We start from the raw sequence: 21,153 nt of genomic DNA, 5'->3' as shown, positions 1-21,153 counted from the left end.
GCAGGCCGGTTCTGCTGTAACGGTCTGAAAGAAACAGGAGCCTGCGATATTCAAGCCTGTTCATCGCACCGGTGAAGCCCCACGGGCGGCATGACTCATGGTAGGCTTGTCAAAACAGGGCAACGCACGCTTGCCTACACTGTGTTATGTCACACACAAGGCTTCCGACACGCATGGTTCTTGACGACTTTTACACCGAAGATAATGACGGCCGTCTCATTATCACCGCCGACCAGGCCAGCCGCTTTGCCAAGGAAATGGCAGGCGATTTCAACCCGATCCATACACCGGGCGCACGGCGTTTCTGTGTTCCGGGTGATCTGCTGTTTTCACTGGTGCTGAATCGCTTTGGTCTGGCGCCCTGCATGACCTTCCGCTTCTGCGGCATGGTAGGCGACAGCGTGCCTCTTTCGTTTGAGGAAGACGGCGATACCATCACCGTATCGGATGCCCGAGGCAAGGTGTATCTCAGCGTTGAGCGCAAGGGCACCCCCACCTTCGATGCCACCGCCATTGCTGCCTTCACTACACGCTATATCGCCTTTTCAGGCCAGAATTTCCCACACTATCTGCAGCCCCTGATGCAGGAACATGGCGTCATGTTCAACCCGCAACGGCCGCTGGTGATTTATGACAGCATGGGATTCTGCCTTGATCGGCTCGATGCAGAAGCCCCGGAACTTCATTTCGACAAGGCCTGGCTGGACGTCAACGGCAAGCGTGGCGATGCACACATGCATTTCGAAATGATGGTGGGTGGCAAGTGCATTGGCACAGGCGAGAAAAAACTGGTCGTCAGCGGCCTTCAGCCCTACTGTGATGACACCATGCAAAGCATTATCTGCGAGTTCAACAAGCTCAAGGCTTCGGCCACCTCATAATACAGGTCAGGCGCCCGGCCCGACCGGAGCGCCTCCTTCCCCCCTTCCCTGTCCTGCCGTTCTTCGTCGCCATTCATCTGACGCATACCGGCATGTCGGTAATTCGATTGTCATCCTGATGGCTCTGCCCGTAGGTTATAAGCGGGGTCGGGCCGACAATAAAAACGCACGCTCGAACCCACGACCACTCGACCAATAACGTACAACTACACGGTGCTGCCCTGACGCAGGGAAACACCCTCGGAGTCGTGATGAAAAAATCGATTGCTGCCCTCGTGGCCGGCGCATTGCTGTCCGGTGCATCTCTGGCCCATGCCACTACCCTGCGCGTCGCCTACGATGCCGACCCGGTTACCATGGATATTCATGAACAGCTTTCCGGCGGCATACTGCAGTTCTCCCATATGGTGTTCGACCCGTTACTGCGGTGGAACAAGCAGCTGGGCTTTGACCCGCGACTGGCCTCTTCCTGGGAGCGCATCGATGACCTGACCATGCGCTTTCACCTGCGCGAAGGCGTCACGTTTCATTCCGGCAACAAGATGACCGCAAAGGATGTGGTCTGGACCTTCAATCGCCTGAAAAAAAGCGGTGATTTCAAGGCTATCTTCGAGCCCTTCAGCGAGATGAAGCAGGTCGATGACTATACGGTCGATCTGATTTCAAAGGCGCCGTATCCGCTGACCCTCAATGCTGCGACCTACATCTTCCCGATGGACAGCAAGTTCTATTCCGGTACCGACAAGAACGGTCACCCGAAGGACGAAATCAAGAAAAGTGCCAACACGTTCGCCTCACGCAACGAATCAGGGACCGGCCCCTTCAAGGTCACCTCACGTCAGCAGGGCGTCAAGGTCGAGTTTGACCGCTTCGCCGACTACTGGGACACCGAGTCTCCCGGTAACGTCGATCACCTTGTGCTGACCCCGATCAAGGAAGATGCCACTCGCGTCTCCGCACTGCTCTCTGGCGGCGTCGGCTTCATCGCCCCGGTTCCACCAACGGATCTGGCCCGCATCAAGTCCAACCCGGATACCCACCTGGTTACCATGAGCGGTACGCGTATCATCCTGTTTCACATGAATGAGAAGCGGGTCGAGGCCTTCAAGGACAAGCGAGTCCGTCAGGCCATCGCCTATGCCATCAATCAGGAAGGGATTGCCGCCAAGATCATGAAGGGCTTTGCTACCCCCGCCGCTCAGCTCTCGCCTGAAGGATATGCCGGTCATGATGCTGATCTGGCACCGCGCTACGACGTTGCCAAGGCCCGTGAACTGATGAAGGAAGCCGGCTATGAAGATGGTTTCACCATCACCATGATGGCGCCCAACAACCGGTATGTGAACGATGACAAGATCGCTCAGGCCGTTGCAGCCATGCTGTCTCGCATTAATATTCGAGTGGATCTTAAAACCCTGCCCAAGGCGCAATACTGGCCGGCCTATGATGAGCGTGAAGCCGACATGATGATGGTGGGCTGGCACTCCGACACCGAGGATTCTGCCAACCTGTTTGAATTCCTCACAATGTGTCCTGATGCCGATACCGGCATGGGCCAGTATAACGCCGGTAATTACTGCAACCCTGCAGCCGATGCGCTGGTGAAAAAGGCCAATCTGGAAACCGACCCGAAAACGCGAGCCACCGAACTGCAACAGGTCGAAAGGATGCTGTATGACGATGCGGCCTTCATTCCCCTGCACTGGCAGGATCTGGCCTGGGCTTCGCGCAACAATGTCGAAATCGAGCCCATCCTCAACGTCATGAACTTCCCCTACCTGGGCGACCTGGTCGTCAAGGACTAGCCCTTCGGCCGGCCATCGCGGTGGCCGGCCTTGCCTTTGATTTTTTCAGGTGACATTCCATGATTGCCTTTCTGATTCAGCGCCTGTGGCATGCGTTTCTGGTCATGTTCGTGATCAGCCTGATCAGCTTCTCGATCAAGGGCAGCCTCGGCGACCCGGTCCGGGAACTGGTAGGCCAGAGCGTCTCCGTCGAGCAGCGCAACCTCCTGCGTGAGGAAATGGGACTGAATGACCCCTTGCCGGTGCAATACGGGCGCTTTGCCTGGGACGCCCTGCACGGCGATCTGGGCCAGTCCTACTTCTACAGCAAACCCACCCTCGATGTGATCGTCGAGCACATGCCGGCAACCCTTGAACTGGTGCTGTGTGCCTCCTTGATCATCCTGCTGTTTTCGGTACCTGTAGGCGTATATGCCGCCATCCGGCCGGCCTCATGGCTGGCCAAGACCTGCATGGGCATCAGCGTGGTGGGCATCTCGGTGCCGGTCTTTCTGACGGCCATTGTCTTGATTCAGCTTTTTTCCATCGGAGTACATATCACCCCCTTCCCGACAGATACCGACTGGGGGACCTGGCTCAATGAGCTGATATCCACCGATGGCGGCCTGCCCTCCTTTGGACGCGGCAACGAGCTGGTGCACCTGTTCGGCACCTGGGACACCGGATTTTTCAGCGTGGATGGCCTGCTGCACCTACTGCTGCCGGCGGCGTCTTTGGCCTCGATCATGCTGCCCCTGTTCATTCGTCTGATTCGCTCGGAAATGCTCGAAGTGCTGCAAAGCGACTATGTCCGCTTCGCCCGCGCCAAGGGGATTTCCCCCGGACGCATCTACTTTCTGCATGCCCTTAAAAACACCATGCTGCCGGTTATCACGGTCGGCGGTGTGCAGATCGGCACCATGGTGGCCTACACCATCCTGACCGAAACCGTCTTCCAGTGGCCCGGCATGGGGCTGATGTTCCTTGAAGCCATTACCCGCAGCGATATTCCGCTGATTGTCGCCTACCTGATGGTGGTGGGCCTGATCTTTGTGGTGACCAACACCCTGGTCGATCTGGTCTACGGCCTGGTCAATCCCACCGTTAAACTGACAGGACAACACGCATGAGCGAGGAGACATCTACCGCGGATCTGCGGGCGCAGATGCCCGGCGCCTGGGCCCGTTTCCGCAAGAGCTATCTGCTGTACAGCTTCAAGCGCGATCCGGTGGCCCAACTGTGTCTACTGATCTTCATCATCATCACCATTGCCGCCTTTGGCGCGCCCTGGTGGGCGCCGACGGATCCCTATGATCTGACCGGCATTGACATCATGAACTCCGAGCTGCCGCCGATGTGGCTCGATGGGGGCGACGCGGCCTTCCCGCTCGGCACGGACGCCCAGGGCCGGGATCTGCTGTCGACCATCCTCTATGGTACGCGCGTTTCACTGCTGATCGGCTTTGGCGCCGTGGCGATGCAGTGCGTGCTTGGCATCCTGTTCGGACTGCTGGCCGGTTACTTCGGGGGCATCATTGATGCCACGCTGATGCGGCTGGCCGATATTCAGCTGTCATTTTCGACATTGATGGTGGCCATTCTGGTCGGCGCCATTGTCAAGGCGTCCTTCGGTAACCTGATGTTTGGCCAGGTGGCGCTGATCCTGCTGATACTGATTATCGGCATCGCTGAATGGCCCCAGATTGCCCGCACGGTACGTGCCTCGGTCCTGGCCGAGCGAAGCAAGGAATACGTGGACGCTGCACGGGTCATGGGCTTTCGCGCCCCGCGCATCATGTTCCGCCACCTGCTGCCCAATACGCTCTCGCCGATTTTTGTCATCGCGACGGTGCAGATTGCCAATGCCATCATTTCCGAAGCCGCCCTCTCGTTTCTGGGACTTGGCATGCCGGAAACCCAGCCCTCGCTTGGCTCGCTGATCAAATCCGGCTTTGACTACATCCAGAGTGGTGCCTGGTGGATCACCCTGATCCCTGGTGCCGTGCTGGTGGTACTGGTACTGGTGATCAATCTTCTGGGTGACTGGCTGCGCGACGTCATGAACCCCCGACTGCACAAGGGCTGATACCATGGCACTGCTTGATGTACGACAACTGGATGTACGCTTCTCAAGCCGAGGCAAGGCTGTTCAGGCGCTGAGAGGTATCGATTTTTCACTGGAGCGCGGTGAGCGACTCGGCATTGTCGGTGAGTCCGGCGCCGGCAAGTCAGTGGCCGCCTTCTCGATTCTTAATCTGATTGCCCATCCGGGCTTTATCGCCGGCGGTGAGATTACCTTCGACGGCCATCACCTCAACAGGATGAGTGAACGACAGCTCAGGAAGATCCGTGGTGACCGTATTGCCATGATCTTTCAGGACCCGATGATGACCCTCAATCCGGTACTGACGCTTGGCGCTCAGATGATCGAGTGTCTGAAGGCGCATCGGCGCATCAGTACGCGGGAAGCGAGACAGATCGCGCTGGACAAGCTCAATCTTGTTCAGATTCCTTCGCCGGAACGCCGGCTGGACCAGTATCCCCATGAACTGTCCGGGGGCATGCGCCAGCGCATCATCATCGCCATCGCACTGCTGCTTGATCCTGACCTGATCATTGCCGATGAACCCACTACCGCACTGGATGTCACGATTCAGGCGGAAATCATGGCCCTGCTCACCGAGCTGTGTGACACCCAAAACGTGGCCCTGATGCTGATCACTCATGATCTGGGCGTAGTGTCTCAGGTCACTCGACGAACGCTGGTCATGTATGCCGGGCGCATCATAGAACAGGGGCCGACGCGGGAAATCATCAATGATCCGCAGCATCCCTATACCCAGGGACTGCTTGATGCCCTGCCTCAGATGGCTACCCCAGGCGAGCGCCTGAACCAGATCCCTGGCGCCATGCCCTCACTCAACAATATTCCTCCGGGCTGCGCCTTCAACCCGCGTTGCACCTTTGCCACCGAGCGCTGCACCCGGGAGGTACCCCACTTTGTCAGTACCGGCGGCACCCAGGTCGCCTGTCACATGGTCGAGGCCATGCTGGCCAAGGAGAAAGCCCATGATACCGTCTGAGATAACTCAGCCGACCGACCAGGCCACCACGAGCCCCCGGCACGACCCATCCACCCTGCTGAGCATCCGCGGGCTGCGCAAACGGTTCAATCTGTCCGGCAACTGGCTCGAGCAGCTGCATTTCTCGAAGGGCCGCCTCACTCGTCGACAGGAATACGTGCACGCCATCAACGGCGTTGATCTGGATGTAGCCCGGGGCGAGGCCCTGTGCGTGGTCGGCGAATCCGGCTGCGGCAAGTCAACCGTGGCCCGTACCGTCATGGGGCTGATTTCTCCCAGCGAGGGCGAGATCCATTTTGATGGCACTCGCATCGATCAGCTGTCAGCCCATGCGCTGCTTCCCTGGCGACGGCGCATGCAGATGATCTTCCAGAACCCCTACGCGTCACTGAACCCCCGCATGACCATCAACCGGATTCTGGAAGAGCCGATCACGTTTCATAACCCATCCCTGAACCGTGGTGACGTGCAGGACAAGGTTCAGGAGGTCATGAGCTCGGTAGGCATCGATCCTGAATGGGGAGGCCGCTTCGCCCATGAATTCTCCGGCGGTCAGCGTCAGCGTATTTCCATTGCCCGCGCGCTTGCCGTCGACCCGGAATTCATCGTGGCGGATGAGCCGATCTCGGCTCTGGATGTCTCCATTCAGGCCCAGGTACTGAACCTGATGCGCGATGCCCAGCAGGCACGGGGGCTGACCTATCTGTTCATTACCCATGACCTGGCCGTGGTAGAGCATTTCGCCACGCGCGTGGCCGTCATGTATCTGGGCACGCTATGCGAGCTGGCACCGCGTGACACACTGTTTTCCACCCCCCGCCATCCTTATACCCAGGCCTTGCTGTCGGCCATTCCCCGGCTCTCGGACGGACACCCCACGCCGATTCGGCTGACGGGTGAAGTGCCCACCCCCGTCAACCTGCCATCGGGATGTGTGTTCCATGGACGCTGCCCGTACGCCACTGCGCGCTGCCGCGAAGACATTCCGGCATTGAAGACCTATGGCGATGCCCGGGTGGCCTGTCATGCCTTGGAGGAGGGACGTCTGTAATTACACTGCCACACCCGGCCCGGCAGATGCGATCAACGACGACGCCTCCTGACCGGGCCGGAAAAACCAGAAAAACTGACCATTCGGTCATATCATGAAGCCACACCATTACTGGCCGATAACGTCCGAGGCTGCACAACCTGCATCCCGGGCGCGGCTGTACGGCACCCGCCGGGTGTCAACGGCCTTGTCCGACAACAACGATAAAGATACGACCCAATGGAAATACGCTGGCTCGACGATTTCATGGCGCTGGCCCGCACTCGCCACTTTTCCCGTGCGGCGGAACGACAACACGTAAGCCAGCCTACTTTCAGCCGACGCATTCGCCTGCTGGAAGAGGCCATGGGCACGACCCTGATCGACCGCCAGACCCTGCCCCTGTCACTGACACCGGCCGGGCAGCACTTTCTGGCCTTTTGCGAAACCGTCAGTGGTGAGCTGGCGCTCACCCGTGAGCGCATTTCGATCCTGACCGATGCTGCCCTCTCACGCCTGAGCCTGGCCGCCGCCCAAAGTCTGTTTACCCACTTTTTCCAGGACTGGGCCGGTTCCACAGGTCTTGAGCCTCTGTTATCGCCGGATCTTCACAGCACCAACTGGATCGGCAGTGAATATCTGGACGCACTGGAGCAGGGCCAGTGTGATGTCGCACTGGTCTACTGGAGCGCTGACCTGTCCTGGGCGGATCGATTCGACAGTGACCGACTACGCTGGCATTCAGTCGGCCGGGAGCGGCTGATCCCTGTCAGTCTGGCGGCGATCACTGACGAGGCAACGCCTCGCTTTGCCCTGCCCGGGACGCCGGAGCAACCCGTACCGGTCATGGCCTACCATCCGCGCAGCTTCATGGCACAGCCCATTGCCGCTCACATGGCTCGCCTGTCACCTACACCACATCTGCTGCCCCTTAATGACAATCTGCAATCGGGCAATGTCAAGACACTGATTCAACAGGGATACGGCATGGGCTGGCTGCCGGCCAGGATGGCCAATGACAAAGGCCTCGTCCGCAGTGCGGACGAGGCCTTTGATGTCGAACTGGATATCAGACTGGTAGCGCTGGCTCGGCCACGCCACTCGGCACTTGAAGCACTGTGGCAGCAGCTTGATCCGTCTCCGGAGGCCTGACTCAGCTCTGACTGGACGAGGAGTTGTTGCCGCCACTGCGACGCGGACGCCGGTTGCGGCTCGGCTGACCACCGGAAGGAGCACCACCGGCGCGATTGCCACTGGCATTACCACCCCCGTTACGCCCGCCGCCGGAAGGCTTGCCACGACCATTACCGCCACCAGCCTTGCGCACCGGCTTCGGACCACGCGGCGGTGACAGCAGCGGATACTGTGCCTTCGCACTGGCTTCATCGAAGTCCGACATGTCGGTTTTGGGTAGATTGGACTTGATCAGGCGCTCGATGCGACGCAGCTGATCCTTTTCTTCACTGTCAACCAGCGAAATGGCCTGCCCCGCCGCACCTGCACGACCGGTACGCCCGATACGGTGCACGTAGTCAGCAGGCGTTGCCGGCAACTCAAAGTTCACGACCTGCGGCAGCTCGCTGATGTCGATACCACGGGCAGCCACATCCGTCGCAACCAGGGCCGTGACGCGCTTGTCCTTGAAGCCTGACAGCGCCTGGGTACGGGCATTCTGGCTCTTGTTGCCATGAATGGCAGCCGCCTCGATGCCTGCCTGCTGCAGACTGTAGGTGACCTTGTTGGCCATGTGCTTGGTGGCGGTGAATACCAGCACCTGCTCCCACTGACGGGCCTTGATCAGGTGAATCAGCGCCGCCGCCTTGGCCGGACGATCCACAAAGAAGGCCGATTGCTCCACGCTCTGAGCAGCGCTGTTGCGCGGCGTGATATCGATCTCGACCGGCTGACGCAGAAAGCCCGAAGCCAGTGAGCGAATCTCGCTCGAGAAGGTTGCGGAAAACAACAGGGTCTGACGATCCGTGGGGATCAGCTTCATCAGCTTGCGAATATCATGGATAAAGCCCATATCAAGCATGCGGTCGGCTTCATCCAGCACCAGCGTTTCGACGTTATCAAGCCGAACCGCCTTCTGGTTGATCAAGTCAAGCAGACGACCCGGGCAGGCCACCAGAATATCCACGCCCTTTGCCAGCGCATCGATCTGGGGACGGGCACTGACCCCACCGAATACGACGGCGCTGGTCAGCCGGACCGGCAGTGACGCGGCAAACATTTCCACCACTTCACCGATCTGAGCGGCCAGTTCACGTGTGGGTGTAAGAATCAGCGCCTGAACGCGATTGGGCTGGCGCCGTGCGCCATTTTGAAACAGGCCCTGCAGAATCGGCAGGGCAAAGCCTGCAGTCTTGCCGGTACCAGTCTGGGCGGCAGCCAGCACATCGCGGCCTTCGAGACAGACAGGAATAGCCTTTTCCTGAATCGGTGACGGGGTGGTATAGCCTGCACGATCAACGGCGGCAAGCAGCTCAGGGCATAGGCCCAGCTCGGAAAATGACATTGAATCAACCATCTAACGCTCGCCTTCGGGGCAGGCCAGCAAGGGAAAGGGGGACAACAGGAGAAGAGAACTGCAGAAGATGGCCCCGAGCCATCACCAGCACTCAAAACGCAGGTGAAGACGTCCATCATACCGCGTTTTCGGGTTCAGGGATAACGCCCGGCTTTGCCGGGCATTACACGGGCCAGGAAAGGCCCGGAGGCTCTACTCGAAATAACTGAAGGTTTCGCCAGGCGCAATCGTCAGCAGCGTTTCGTAAATCAGCCTGATCACATTCTCGACATCATCACGGTGCACCATCTCGACCGTGGTGTGCATATAACGCAGCGGCAGGGCAATCAATGCCGATGCCACACCCTGGTTGCTGTAGGCGAAGGCATCGGTATCGGTGCCTGTCGCCCGCGAGGAAGCAGAACGCTGGAACGGAATGCCGTGGGTTTCAGCCGCGCTGATGATCCTGTCACGCAGGCGCTGCTGCACCGCGGGCGCATAGGTAACCACCGGGCCATCCCCCATTTTCAGGGTGCCCTGGGTCTTCTGCTCGATCATGGGAGTGGTGGTATCGTGGGTGACATCGGTCACGATGGCCACATCAGGCTTGATGCGCTCGGCGATCATCTGTGCGCCACGAAGCCCCACCTCTTCCTGCACCGAGTTGACGATATACAGGCCAAAATCAAGCGTCTTGCCATTTTCCTTCAGCAACCGTGCGACCTGGGCAATCATGACCCCGCCAATACGGTTGTCCAGGGCACGGCACACGAACTTGTTTCCGTTGAGGATAAAGAACTCGTCCGGATACGTAATGATGCACCCGACGTGCACGCCCAGTGCCTCAACCTCGTCTCGCGTCGTGCACCCCACATCAACAAAGATATTGTCGATCTTGGGCGCCTGTTCCTTGCTGCCATTGCTTCGGGTGTGAATCGCCGGCCAGCCGAATACCCCCTCGACCACCCCGTCACGGGTATGGATATTGACCCGTTTGGACGGTGCAATCTGATGATCACTACCGCCGTTTCTGACTACGTAGATCAGGCCATTGTCGGTAATGTGATTAACGTACCAGGAAATCTCGTCGGCATGGCCTTCGATCACGACCTTGTATTTGGCCTCGGGATTGATCACGCCCACCGCAGTGCCGTAGGTATCGGTAAAGAACTCATCCACATATGGTGTGAGATAATCCATCCACAGCTTTTGACCGGACCATTCCTGGCCAGTGGGCGATGCGTTGTTCAAATAGCGTTCCGTAAAGGCAAGCGCCTCATCATCAAGCGGTCTTGAATCTGCCATAACCGGTAGTGTCCCTGTCAGTGAATCGTCATTTGATTCTGGCGTGTTGTACGCCGATGTGCAAAATACGAAGGCGTTACAGCAGGCTGAAGTTCACGTTACTGCCAGACAGCCACAGAAAGAGCCCGGCCACGACCGCCAGTCCCGCAGACACGCCCAGCGCCAGCTTGACAGACGTGCCGCGTGACTCCGTATCCCAGCGCTTGGGACGGATACCCTTCAATAGAAACACGACCTGTGCCGCCAGATTGATGGCGATGATGTTTACTACCACCGACACCAGAGCCCGCCCGCCGGAAAGGTAGTTGCCATCACCAATGAACAGACCGAAGGCCGCCAGCGGCGGCAGCAGCGCAGCAGCCACCATGACGCCGACCAAAGCCGACATCTTGCCACCAGCGACCATCAGCGCTGCGGCCGCGCCGGAAGCCAGGGGCAACATCAGAGTCTGCAGGCTCATGACGCCGGAGAAGTTCATCATCTGGTTGTCCGGAGTTGCTCGATACAAAAACCCGAGCAGGATGCCGACGGCGATCGAGACTCCCAGCCCGGCCAGCAGTGACCGTGCTGCAATCCACAGCAGTTCAAGGTTGCCCAGTGTCGAGCCGAAGGCGAAGGCAAGAATGGGGCCCAACAGCGGTGCAATCACCATGGCCCCGATGACGACGGCCACCTGCCCCTGATTCAGGCCGATCGCCGCCACACAGGTGGCCAGGGCGGTCATCAACAGATAATCACGCGTCAGTGTGGCGCCGCTACGTATATCGCCATAAATCTCTTCCCGCGCACTGGCGGTATTCTTTTGCTCCAGGCGCTCCTGCTCATCCTCATCATCGACTTCCGGCAGGTTGGCCTCGGTAGCCAGCGAGAACAACCGCCAGTCATCCTTGCCCTTCAGTGCTTCGCCCAGCGCGTCCATGACCTCCTGAGATTCAGCCTGATGCAGGGCGACATAAAACGTGACCCGCTCACCCCCTCCGGCCGGCGAGTTTTTCCACCATTCCTCGAGTTCCAGCTTTTCGAAACATGATGTGATGGTGTCCGAATCATCCTCGGAGGCAATCAGTTGAATCAATCGATTGGACATACTGGCTCCCTGCCAAATAAGAGGATAAGCGTTTCATCGGCCCTTCCGAGCCTTTCATGCACTGACCAAACATGAAAAAGGCAGCGCTGTGCGCTGCCTTCAAATCATCGGACCACTGCCATCAGAAGGACAGGGCGTGACGCGTATCCTGATGGGTGTGCTGCGCTGCCGCTCGCGCGCTGGCCATAAACCACCGCTCCGTCTTCATGGTCGAAAAGAGTACCGAGAAGACACAGGCCAGTGCGACCGAGAAAATTTCGCCACCATCCTCGATCCAGCCAATATCCATCGCCTCGGCGCCACCCATGGCGATATGGAGCATGTCCACGACCACGCCACAGAACACCAGCAACCCGAAGCAGCAGCCAAACACGACCAGCATACCAAAGTCGCCGGCGCGGCGGCCCATCCAGGCCCACAAAAAGACCAGAGCCATCGGAATGGCTGCCAGACCCCAGCCAATCAGCTCGCCAATATCCTGAGCCCGCATGCCGCCACGCGCCTGTACCAGCCCGTGGCTATCCAGAAACGCACCAACATGCTCATGGTACATCATGGTGTCATCAAACCAGACAAACGCATATAAAAAGGCCAGCGCCAGAAAGGCGCGCGTGTTGTGGCGAGCGTAGCCCACCAGAAACATGAACACACTGAGTATCATCAGCCCCTGGGCAAAGCGGTTCGGCAGGGACTCTTCATTGTAAAGCGACATGAGCTGGGGCGGCAGGCCCATGGACTCCCAGATGATCGCCACGATGATCACCAGAAGCGTAGCACCAAGTACCACTTTCGCTGCCGTCGAAAAGAGAGGATTTTCAGCGTATTCATCGCGTATGAGCTTCGTAAGTCCTGAGCGCACTTTAGTATCGTCCTGTAATATAAGTGAAGCATTCCTGTAATAATTGTGACAATAAATGCAGTTATGTACTGTGCCGTTTGTGCAATAAGCCCATGCCGTAATGCGGTGGCTTCTTCTATGCTTGGCGAGCACTCAAGGAGAAAATGTCATGAGCATGGAGCTTTATCTGCTGGGCTGGACACTGGTACTGGCCGTTGTACAAATCCTGTTGCCGGCCATGTGGCGCAACCGGGAAACAGGGGTGGAATACAATACCGGCCCGCGCGACCATGACGGCCCCCCGATGGGCAAGGTCACCGGCCGCCTGTTTCGCGCCCAGCGCAATCTGTTTGAAACCCTGCCGCTATTCATCGCCGCCGTGCTGATTCTTCACATCAGCGGTCAGGAAGGCACCCTGAGCCTGTGGGGATGCTGGCTCTACCTGCTGGCCCGTATGGTCTATGTGCCTCTTTATGCCCTTGGCATACCCTGGGTGCGCTCGATGGTGTACATGGTATCGATGCTGGGACTGGCCCTGTTGCTGATCGCTGTGCTGACCTAGACGATTAAAGCCCCCCGAAACATGCACGGCAGCGATGACGCCCGGGGGGCAAGCACGTACAATGGCCGCATCGGCCCTGCATGCTGCATCACGCCTCGAGGGTCGGCTCACTCACCTGTTCCCGCGAGAACCCCCCGCTGTGCTTTCTACTGCCAATATCACCATGCAGTTCGGCCCCCGGCCGCTGTTCGAAAATGTTTCCGTCAAGTTTGGTAATGGTCACCGCTACGGCCTGATCGGCGCCAATGGCTGCGGCAAGTCCACCTTCATGAAGATTCTGGGGGGTGACCTGGAGCCCACCGGCGGTCAGGTGATGAAGGATGCCAACATGCGCCTGGGCAAGCTGCGCCAGGACCAGTTCGCGTTCGAGAACGAGCGTGTGATCGATACCGTCATCATGGGCCACGAAGCCCTGTGGAAGGTCGGTGCCGAGCGCGAGCGCATTTACTCGCAAAGCGAGATGAGCGAAGAAGACGGCATGAAGGTAGCCGACCTTGAAGTCCAGTTTGCCGAGCTGGATGGCTATACCGCCGAAGCGCGTGCCGGCGAACTGCTGCTCGGACTGGGCATACCGCTGGAACAGCATTTCGAGCCCATGAGCGTCGTGGCACCGGGCTGGAAGCTTCGAGTACTGCTGGCTCAGGCCCTGTTCAGTGATCCGGATGTACTGCTGCTGGATGAACCAACCAACCACCTGGACATCAACACCATCCGCTGGCTGGAAGACATTCTGCGGGCTCGCAACTCGACCATGATCATCATCTCGCATGATCGCCACTTCCTGAACAGCGTCTGCACCCACATGGCCGACCTGGACTACGGTGAATTGCGCCTGTTCCCCGGCACCTACGATGAATACATGATTGCCGCTACCCAGGCCCGGGAACGGCTGCACGCTGACAACGCCAAGAAAAAGGCCGAGATTGCCGAACTGCAGCAGTTTGTCAGCCGCTTCTCTGCCAATGCCTCCAAGGCCAAGCAGGCCACGTCACGCCAGCGCAAGATCGACAAGATCCAGCTCGACGAAGTCAAGCCCTCTTCTCGTGTCAGCCCGTTCATTCGCTTCGAGCAGACCAAAAAGATTCACCGTCAGGCCCTGACCGTCGACAAACTGACCAAGGCCTGGGGCGACAACACCCTGTTCAGCCGGTTCAGCCTCCAGGTAGAAGCCGGTGAGCGCATCGCCATCATCGGACCGAACGGCATCGGCAAGACAACCCTGCTCAACTGCCTGGTAGAGACGATGGCACCGGATGCAGGCACCGTGAAATGGACCGATGCTGCCGAAGTAGGCTATTTCGCCCAGGACCATGCCGCTGATTTTGACGGCGGCGAAACCCTGTTTGACTGGATGAGCCAGTGGACCACCGAGGGCGAACAGATGGTACGGGGCGCCCTGGGCCGCATGCTGTTCTCCAATGATGACATCGGCAAGACCGTCAAGGTAATTTCCGGTGGCGAGCAGGGCAGGATGCTGTTCGGCAAGCTGGCGCTTCAAAAGCCCAACGTGCTGGTCATGGATGAGCCCACCAACCACCTCGACATGGAATCCATCGAAGCACTCAACCTTGCGCTGGACAACTACCCCGGTACGTTGATCTTTGTCAGCCATGACCGGGAGTTTGTCGGCTCCCTGGCTACCCGCATTCTCGACATGACTGCCGATGGCATTGTCGATTTCAGCGGCACCTACGACGACTACCTGAGAAGCCAGGGCATTCATGGCTGACAGGTAATACCGGCCGGCCCGCGCTCATCACGTGTCCGGTCGATACATCGCGGCCCTCGGGGAGCATTGACCTGCCTTCCCGAGGGCCGCGGCGTTTCAGAGCCCCGCCCTTCCGATGGACCAATGCAGGTCATCGCCATGGCCCTGAGCGTGATCAGGGTATAGCTGGCGTAGCAGGCCTGATTGATCAGACCGTCAGGTTTTCCGGCCCGAAGGAATCCGGCAGCAGCATCTCCATGGAATAGCGCTTCAGCACCTCACCTTCGCCATTGACGACCACGATTTCGGTATCCGGCGTGGCAAATTCGCGAATTCGCTGCCGACAGTCACCGCAGGGTGTACACAGTGCGCTGCCCGGACCCATCACGACGACACGACGCAGGGCAGTTGCTCCCGTCTGTGACACCATGGTGGCAATGGCGCTGGCCTCGGCACACAGTCCCTTGTAATTGGCAATTTCAACATTGCAGCCAGCGAACTGACGCCCCTGATCATCCTCGACCAGTGCAGCCACCGGATGATGAGAATACGGGGTATAGGCGTTGCCACGTGCCTGTAAAAGTCGGTCTATCTCAGCAGTATCCAGTGCCATGTCATGTCTCCTGTTGACCATGCACAGTGACCCGACCACACGACCGGATCACTTAATAAAAAAATAACTAAAGAAGAGTAATCAAATGTCGTTACCTGTCAGGCACTTGCACTGAAGAAGAACGATCGGTGCATTATCGAAGGCCTTTCAAGGGCCCATACTACAAGAGATTGCCCCATGAAATTGAAGACCCTTGCCGCCCTGATGGGCACCTGTGCCGCACTCAGCCTGACCGGCTGCGCCTCTATCGTCGGCGACAGCGAACAGAGTGTGACCATTAACAGCACGCCATCCAACGCAGGCATCATCATTACTGACGAAACGGCCAAACAGGTCTTTTCCGGCACCACGCCTGCGACGGTAACGCTCAGGAAATCCGATGGCAGCTATTTTGGTGGCAAGACATACCACGTTGAAATCAAGAAGCCGGGCTATTCTCCCCGGACAGTGGAGCTGACCACGTCAGCAAATGGCTGGTATATCGGAGGCAATCTGCTGTTCAGCGGCCTCATTGGCTGGCTGATTGTCGACCCGTTCAACGGCGGCATGTATACGCTGTCTCCGGATGACATCAATGCCGACCTCGGCGACAAGGTGGCTCTGCAGGATAGTGGGCAATCGCTGAACCTGGTCATGATCGAAGATATCCCCACGACCATGAAAGGCAGTCTGGTGAAGGTCGGTCAGATCTGAGTCCTTCCGTGTCGGGCCATACCAGGCCCGGCACGGTGACATGCCCGGCTATCCCACACCCGATACACGCTTGAGCCTCAACGCGACCACCAGAGCACAGGTCAGCAGCAGGCCGATGAACAGCACCACACCGGGCCACTGATGCCAGCGCCAGAAGACCCCGCCCAGCGTACCGGCCGAACTAGACCCCAGATAATAACTGAACAGATAAAGCGATGAGGCCTGCCCCCTTGCCTGGGTAGCACGCTGCCCCACCCAGCCGCTGGCCACCGAATGAGCGGCAAAGAAGCCAAAGGTAAAGATCAGCATCCCCACCAGGATGGCCCACACCGGGCTCATCAATGTAATCGCCAGCCCGCCTGCCATGACACCGATAAACACCCAGAATACCTGCGGCCGCCCTCGCCGGTCAGCGACTGCACCCGCCCAGGCAGAGCTGTAAATACCTGACAGGTAGACAATGGACATCAGGCCGACCACGGCCTGACTGAAATGGTAAGGCGGCTCCAGCAGCCGATAGGCAATATAATTGAACAGCGTTACAAAGCTGCCCATCAGCAGAAAGCCTTCCAGAAACAACCAGGGCAACCCGGCATCGCGAAAGTGCAGCCGAAAGCCCTCCAGCAAGTTGCTGAAACTCAGCCGCCGCGGCGTAAAGTGACGCGATGGTGGCAGCAGCCGGATAAACAGGGCCGCCGTTATCAGTGAAATCACCCCCATGATGCCCAGCACCCAGCGCCAGTGCAGCCAGTCCACCAGCACCCCACTGATCAACCGCCCTCCCATGCCGCCAATGGCGCTGCCACCGATGTAAAGCCCCATCGAGACACCCACGAAACGGGGCGCAATTTCTTCGCCCAGATAGGTCATGGCAACAGCACACAACCCGGACAATGACAGCCCGGCCAGGGCCCGCATGACCAGTACGCCCCCCCAGCCTGGCATCAACGCGGCAGCCAGCGTACAGATAGACGCCGACAGCAGTGCAAAGACCATGATCCCCTTGCGCCCGATGGCGTCAGACAGCGCACCGGTAAACAAAAGCCCCACCGCCAGCGAGGCCGTCGCTACCGACAGCACCAGGCTGCTGCGCGCGGCATCGATACCGAAGGCATGGGAAAAGATCGGCATCATCGGCTGCACGCAGTAAAGCAGGGCGAATGTCGAAAAGGCGCCCAGAAACAGCGCCAGCATCGTGGCACGGTAACCACGCCGGCCACGTTCGATGAAGGTCTCGTCAGACAACGCCGATGCGTCAGGGGAAGATACAGGATCAGACACGGCGCCTCCAAAGTGCGTCATCATCAAGTGTAAGGTCACTACACCGGCAGTACTGCGACGAACCGGCCCCTGCACTCTAATACATGTTGCAGGACGTCGCCTGATGCCGACCGGCAGCCCGGCACAAAAAAAGGCGGCCCATGGGGCCGCCCTTGTCACATCATGCCGTACTGAAGACTAGAAGGTTTCCCAGTCATCCTCCGCTGTTACTGCTGCCGGCTCCGGCCGCCGGGCCGTGCCCTTTGGCAGATCGACAGGCCGGGGGCTGGAGGAGGAAGTGCCGTGCGAGGCGCTTGATGCCGTAACCGGGGACGGACGCGCAACCCCGGCACGTGTCATGTCATTGTCCAGGGCAAACGTGGCCACCAGTGCCTCAAGGCGCTGCGCCTCTTCCTGCATGGAGCGGCTGGCAGCCGCCGACTGCTCGACCAGCGCCGCGTTCTGCTGGGTGTTCTGATCCATATCGGTGATGGCCTGATTGGTCTGGTCGATGCCGGAGGTCTGCTCACGGGAAGCTTCGGATATTTCGGCAATCAGACTCGACACCATGGACACCGAGGACACGATTTCCTCCAGCACATTGCCGGATTCCCGCACCAGAGCGGTTCCCTCATCAATACGAGCGCCGCTTTGATCCACCAAGGCCTTGATGTCACTGGTCGCGGTTGCTGCACGCTGGGCCAGCGCCCGCACTTCCGAGGCCACCACGGCAAAGCCACGACCATGCTCACCGGCACGGGCCGCTTCCACCGCCGCATTCAGTGCCAGCAGGTTGGTTTGAAAGGCGATGCTCTCGATCATCGTTACGATTTCGGTAATTTCCTGGCTGGAGGCATTGATGGCGTCCATGGCCTCAATGGTCTGCCCCATCACCCTGCCACCGCGTTCAGCATTATCACGGGCTGCTGTCGCCTGCTGATCGGCAGAGCGGGCACTCTCGGCGGTCTGTTTTACCGTCGCGGTAATCTGCTCCATCGAGGCCGCCGTTTCTTCAAGACTTGCGGCCTGAGACTGAGTGCGATCAGACAGATCATTATTACCCTCGGCAATCTCGGCACTGCCGGAAGTAACCCGCTCGGCGCCCTGCCTTACCTGAAATACCAGCCTGCCAAGCTGGGCACGCATGGTCTGAAGCTGCCCCAGCACACTGTCCGGTGCATAGGTCACACCGCCCCGATCCACCAGATCGCCCTGGGCAATGCGCTGGGCCAGCGCCACTGCATCGCCAGGCTCACCGCCCAGCACCCGCTTGATCGCGCGCATGTTCCAGAAAATGATGGCAATCACGAACAGGGAAATAGCGCCCCCCTTCAGCAGCGCCGTCATGAAGGCTGACTTGACATCATTCAGGTATACCCCTGTCCCGATGTGCCAGTCCCATGGCTCGAAATACGCGGTATAGGCCAGCTTGGGTTCGGCATCGATATTGCCGGGCCGCGGCCAGACATAATCCGTAAAGCCACCTCCGTCACGACGGTCTACGGCCACCATGTCATTGTACAGTGGGGTGCCGTCCTGATCAGTGGCTCCATTCAGATTCCGGCCTTCCTTGCCCCTGTCCACCGGGTGCATCAGCATGGTCGGTGCGGAATCGAATACGAACATGTACCCCGTGCCATTGTCCCAGCGCAGGGTGGCGAGCTGATCCCTGGCGTTCAGTCTGGCCTGCTCCTCGGAGATATCTCCACGCTGAGCCCGGTCAAACTGAAATTGGGCCAGTGCTATTGCGGTGTTCACTTTCCCCATCAGGAAACTTCGCTTTTCCTCCATTTTCTGATGGCGGGAACTCAGCGCGTCAAGAAGACTCAAGCCAAGCATGCCGATCACCACCGCGGTCATAATGACAATGATGCGTGAACGCATTGTTGTTACAGCCATTGCTGCTTCTCCTGATGTAATTTTCGTAGCGTCAGGGATAACGGCGGCTGCATGGTTGTTCTTCACGTCCAAGTGCTTCAATTCAGCGGTTTTTTTGGCCCATGTGACAATACATCGCACTTTCTCACCCAGTGAAGGACCTTCTTTTCTTCCTGTCATGCGAGACAGGAAACGGCACGAACATCGCTCCGGCGCAGGTGCGCCATTTCCCTTTTCACCGCATTTATGCTTTGACATCAATGGGGTGGGTGGTGAATCTTGTAGCCGCGAAAACTGACAATAATGGCAACAAGGCGTGATTCTCATGCATTCCACACCCTCTGGCCAACGGACCGATTCCCATCAGGATCGTGGTTTCCTTGGCCATCCGCGGGCACTTGGCCCGCTGTTTTTTACCGAACTGTGGGAACGCTTTTCCTACTACGGTATTCGGCCACTGCTGGTGCTGTTCATGGCCGCGACGTTACAGGAGGGCGGCCTGGGCTTTTCAAGCACCACGGCCTCGGCCATCGTCGGCATCTTTGCCGGCACCATGTACCTGGCCACCCTGCCCGGTGGCTGGCTGGCCGATAACTGGCTGGGACAGCAACGCGCCGTCTGGTATGGCTCGCTGATCATTGCGCTGGGCCATTTGTGCATCGCAGTCTCCGCCATGCTGGGGGCGCCGGCGTTCTTTCTGGGCCTGGGCTTTATCGTCATCGGTTCGGGCCTGTTCAAGACCTGTATTTCGGTCATGGTCGGCAGTCTTTATGGCGAAGGAGATGCGCGGCGTGATGGCGGCTTTGCCATTTTCTATATGGGCATCAACATCGGCGGATTGCTCGCCCCACTACTGACCGGCGTATTGATGCGGGAACTGGGGTGGCACTGGGGCTTTGGCATCGGTGGGCTCGGCATGCTGGTTGCGCTGGCCATCTTCCGCCTGGGTGCCGTACCGGCCATGAAGCGCGGCGATCAGCTACGAGATCGCGACGCCTCCTGGGATGGCCCGGCCGTCCAGCGCCAGGGGGTTGGCCGCTGGGTCGCAGGTATAGGGGCAGCAGTGGCCGTGACTGTCGGCCTGGCGATGGCTGGGTATATCCCGATCGACCCGGTGGCGATCGCTACCTCGATGACCACCATCATCATTCTGTGTGCGCTTGGCTACTTCATCTTTCTGGCCTTTTTCAACGGGCTGTCCGGTGAGGAACGCCTGCGCGTGGGTGTCTGCTTTCTGCTGGTCGCTGCGGCGGCCTGTTTCTGGGCCTCGTTTGAACAGCAGCCCACGTCCTATAACCTGTTCGGCCGTGATTTCACGGATCGCATGATCGGCGATTTTCAGGTTCCGACGGTCTGGATTCAATCACTCAACCCTCTGTTCATCATTGTACTGGGGCCGATATTCGGCTGGCTCTGGCCAGCGCTGGGCCGGCGTGGCCGCGAGCCCGGTAGCCCGGTCAAGTTCGTCATGGGGCTGCTCTTTGCCGCCGCCGGCTTCGGATTGATGGTACTGGCCGCACAGCGCATCGTGGACGGTACGGAAGCGGTCTCACTGTGGTGGATTACCGGCAGTATCTTTCTGCTGACCGTAGGAGAAATGTGTCTAAGCCCGGTGGGCCTGTCATCCATGAGCGCGCTGGCCCCCTACAAGATGCGTGGTCAGGTCATGGGGCTCTGGTTTACGGCCACGGCGCTGGGTAACCTGGTCGCCGGACTGATCGGCGGCCACGTCAATCCCGAGGAAATCACCCAGTTGCCGGAACTGTTCGGTCGTTGCGCCCTGGCGCTGATCATTGTGGCGGCCGTTCTGATGCTGCTGACCCGGCCCATCAAACGGCTCTTGCGAAACAATAGCGTCATCAACCCAGGGGCCAACGCGTCCTGACACAGGCACAACAAAGACAGGCGTGTTCCAGGTACCC

At 58.9% G+C, this 21,153-nt stretch carries 18 protein-coding genes; 11 read left to right on the top strand and 7 right to left on the bottom strand.

Annotation, left to right across the window (positions count from 1 at the left end):
* Positions 1-173 precede the first annotated feature (173 nt).
* The 7 genes from NAT21_RS10955 (at position 174) to NAT21_RS10925 (ending at position 7,930) form a co-directional block, all read left to right on the top strand.
* Complete coding sequence (locus NAT21_RS10955) at positions 174-881, top strand: DUF3581 family protein (protein WP_250938363.1); 708 nt, start codon at positions 174-176, stop codon at positions 879-881.
* 251 nt (positions 882-1,132) lie between these two features.
* Positions 1,133-2,686: an ABC transporter substrate-binding protein gene (locus NAT21_RS10950; protein WP_250938362.1), complete on the top strand. Its 1,554-nt coding sequence runs from the start codon at positions 1,133-1,135 to the stop codon at positions 2,684-2,686.
* 59 nt (positions 2,687-2,745) lie between these two features.
* Positions 2,746-3,795 carry an ABC transporter permease gene (locus NAT21_RS10945; RefSeq protein WP_250938361.1) on the top strand — a complete coding sequence of 350 codons (1,050 nt, stop codon included), beginning with the start codon at positions 2,746-2,748 and terminating at the stop codon, positions 3,793-3,795.
* On the top strand, positions 3,792-4,751 hold the full coding sequence (locus NAT21_RS10940) for an ABC transporter permease (protein ID WP_250938360.1): 960 nt from the start codon (positions 3,792-3,794) through the stop codon (positions 4,749-4,751). The genes NAT21_RS10945 and NAT21_RS10940 overlap by 4 nt, the downstream gene beginning before the upstream one ends.
* 4 nt (positions 4,752-4,755) lie before the next feature.
* The gene (locus NAT21_RS10935) at positions 4,756-5,748 is read left to right on the top strand and encodes an ABC transporter ATP-binding protein (RefSeq protein ID WP_250938359.1); all 993 of its coding nucleotides are present in this window, start codon (positions 4,756-4,758) and stop codon (positions 5,746-5,748) included.
* Positions 5,735-6,799 carry an ABC transporter ATP-binding protein gene (locus NAT21_RS10930; RefSeq protein WP_250938358.1) on the top strand — a complete coding sequence of 355 codons (1,065 nt, stop codon included), beginning with the start codon at positions 5,735-5,737 and terminating at the stop codon, positions 6,797-6,799. Before NAT21_RS10935 ends, NAT21_RS10930 begins: the two co-directional genes overlap by 14 nt.
* Before the next feature lie 219 nt (positions 6,800-7,018).
* Positions 7,019-7,930 carry a LysR family transcriptional regulator gene (locus NAT21_RS10925; protein ID WP_250938357.1) on the top strand — a complete coding sequence of 304 codons (912 nt, stop codon included), beginning with the start codon at positions 7,019-7,021 and terminating at the stop codon, positions 7,928-7,930.
* A gap of 1 nt (position 7,931) precedes the next feature.
* On the opposite strand, the gene NAT21_RS10920 is transcribed toward NAT21_RS10925, so the two are convergent.
* The 4 genes from NAT21_RS10920 to NAT21_RS10905 form a co-directional block, all read right to left on the bottom strand.
* Positions 7,932-9,308 (bottom strand): DEAD/DEAH box helicase, encoded by a 1,377-nt coding sequence (locus NAT21_RS10920; RefSeq protein ID WP_250938355.1) that lies wholly within the window; start codon positions 9,306-9,308, stop codon positions 7,932-7,934.
* A gap of 192 nt (positions 9,309-9,500) precedes the next feature.
* Positions 9,501-10,592, bottom strand: coding sequence for a M42 family metallopeptidase (locus NAT21_RS10915; protein WP_250938353.1), 1,092 nt, complete (start codon positions 10,590-10,592; stop codon positions 9,501-9,503).
* Positions 10,593-10,668: 76 nt separating this feature from the next.
* Entirely contained in the window at positions 10,669-11,679 is a 1,011-nt protein-coding gene (locus NAT21_RS10910; protein ID WP_250938351.1) for a TIGR00341 family protein, read from the bottom strand.
* A 121-nt stretch (positions 11,680-11,800) separates the two neighbouring features.
* Positions 11,801-12,538 (bottom strand): DUF8692 domain-containing protein, encoded by a 738-nt coding sequence (locus NAT21_RS10905; protein WP_250938349.1) that lies wholly within the window; start codon positions 12,536-12,538, stop codon positions 11,801-11,803.
* Between the two features lie 148 nt (positions 12,539-12,686).
* Here NAT21_RS10905 and NAT21_RS10900 point away from each other — a divergent pair, with 148 nt between their 5' ends.
* Together NAT21_RS10900 and NAT21_RS10895 are read left to right on the top strand one after the other, a co-directional pair.
* The gene (locus NAT21_RS10900) at positions 12,687-13,079 is read left to right on the top strand and encodes an MAPEG family protein (protein ID WP_250938348.1); all 393 of its coding nucleotides are present in this window, start codon (positions 12,687-12,689) and stop codon (positions 13,077-13,079) included.
* 139 nt (positions 13,080-13,218) lie between these two features.
* Complete coding sequence (locus tag NAT21_RS10895) at positions 13,219-14,808, top strand: ABC-F family ATPase (protein ID WP_250938766.1); 1,590 nt, start codon at positions 13,219-13,221, stop codon at positions 14,806-14,808.
* 187 nt (positions 14,809-14,995) lie between these two features.
* Here the strand turns inward: NAT21_RS10895 and cdd are convergent, their stop codons facing one another.
* Positions 14,996-15,400: a cytidine deaminase gene (gene cdd, locus NAT21_RS10890; protein WP_250938347.1), complete on the bottom strand. Its 405-nt coding sequence runs from the start codon at positions 15,398-15,400 to the stop codon at positions 14,996-14,998.
* A gap of 177 nt (positions 15,401-15,577) precedes the next feature.
* Here cdd and NAT21_RS10885 point away from each other — a divergent pair, with 177 nt between their 5' ends.
* Complete coding sequence (locus NAT21_RS10885; protein ID WP_250938346.1) at positions 15,578-16,093, top strand: putative periplasmic lipoprotein; 516 nt, start codon at positions 15,578-15,580, stop codon at positions 16,091-16,093.
* 48 nt (positions 16,094-16,141) lie between these two features.
* Here the strand turns inward: NAT21_RS10885 and NAT21_RS10880 are convergent, their stop codons facing one another.
* Complete coding sequence (locus NAT21_RS10880; protein WP_250938345.1) at positions 16,142-17,374, bottom strand: MFS transporter; 1,233 nt, start codon at positions 17,372-17,374, stop codon at positions 16,142-16,144.
* A 177-nt stretch (positions 17,375-17,551) separates the two neighbouring features.
* Positions 17,552-19,252, bottom strand: a complete 1,701-nt coding sequence (locus tag NAT21_RS10875; RefSeq protein WP_250938344.1) for a methyl-accepting chemotaxis protein — start codon at positions 19,250-19,252, stop codon at positions 17,552-17,554.
* Between the two features lie 304 nt (positions 19,253-19,556).
* Here NAT21_RS10875 and NAT21_RS10870 point away from each other — a divergent pair, with 304 nt between their 5' ends.
* A complete protein-coding gene (locus NAT21_RS10870) occupies positions 19,557-21,116 on the top strand; it encodes a peptide MFS transporter (RefSeq protein WP_250938343.1) in 1,560 nt (519 codons plus the stop codon).
* The last annotated feature ends 37 nt before the right edge of the window (positions 21,117-21,153 follow it).

This window comes from Larsenimonas rhizosphaerae, from assembly GCF_023700005.1.
GTDB classification, from domain to species: Bacteria; Pseudomonadota; Gammaproteobacteria; order Pseudomonadales; family Halomonadaceae; genus Larsenimonas; species Larsenimonas rhizosphaerae.
The sequence above is the reverse complement of the archived record's forward strand: the minus strand, read 5'-3'. Positions and strand labels throughout refer to the sequence as shown.

What these genes read in the sequence shown, in the direction of transcription:
- NAT21_RS10955 (WP_250938363.1), top strand. Translation starts at nt 174, where the DNA reads ATGGTTCTTGACGACTTTTACACCGAAGATAATGACGGCCGTCTCATT.
- NAT21_RS10950 (WP_250938362.1), top strand. Translation starts at nt 1,133, where the DNA reads ATGAAAAAATCGATTGCTGCCCTCGTGGCCGGCGCATTGCTGTCCGGT.
- NAT21_RS10945 (WP_250938361.1), top strand. Translation starts at nt 2,746, where the DNA reads ATGATTGCCTTTCTGATTCAGCGCCTGTGGCATGCGTTTCTGGTCATG.
- NAT21_RS10940 (WP_250938360.1), top strand. Translation starts at nt 3,792, where the DNA reads ATGAGCGAGGAGACATCTACCGCGGATCTGCGGGCGCAGATGCCCGGC.
- NAT21_RS10935 (WP_250938359.1), top strand. Translation starts at nt 4,756, where the DNA reads ATGGCACTGCTTGATGTACGACAACTGGATGTACGCTTCTCAAGCCGA.
- NAT21_RS10930 (WP_250938358.1), top strand. Translation starts at nt 5,735, where the DNA reads ATGATACCGTCTGAGATAACTCAGCCGACCGACCAGGCCACCACGAGC.
- NAT21_RS10925 (WP_250938357.1), top strand. Translation starts at nt 7,019, where the DNA reads ATGGAAATACGCTGGCTCGACGATTTCATGGCGCTGGCCCGCACTCGC.
- NAT21_RS10920 (WP_250938355.1), bottom strand. Translation starts at nt 9,308, where the DNA reads ATGGTTGATTCAATGTCATTTTCCGAGCTGGGCCTATGCCCTGAGCTG.
- NAT21_RS10915 (WP_250938353.1), bottom strand. Translation starts at nt 10,592, where the DNA reads ATGGCAGATTCAAGACCGCTTGATGATGAGGCGCTTGCCTTTACGGAA.
- NAT21_RS10910 (WP_250938351.1), bottom strand. Translation starts at nt 11,679, where the DNA reads ATGTCCAATCGATTGATTCAACTGATTGCCTCCGAGGATGATTCGGAC.
- NAT21_RS10900 (WP_250938348.1), top strand. Translation starts at nt 12,687, where the DNA reads ATGAGCATGGAGCTTTATCTGCTGGGCTGGACACTGGTACTGGCCGTT.
- cdd (WP_250938347.1), bottom strand. Translation starts at nt 15,400, where the DNA reads ATGGCACTGGATACTGCTGAGATAGACCGACTTTTACAGGCACGTGGC.
- NAT21_RS10885 (WP_250938346.1), top strand. Translation starts at nt 15,578, where the DNA reads ATGAAATTGAAGACCCTTGCCGCCCTGATGGGCACCTGTGCCGCACTC.
- NAT21_RS10875 (WP_250938344.1), bottom strand. Translation starts at nt 19,252, where the DNA reads ATGGCTGTAACAACAATGCGTTCACGCATCATTGTCATTATGACCGCG.
- NAT21_RS10870 (WP_250938343.1), top strand. Translation starts at nt 19,557, where the DNA reads ATGCATTCCACACCCTCTGGCCAACGGACCGATTCCCATCAGGATCGT.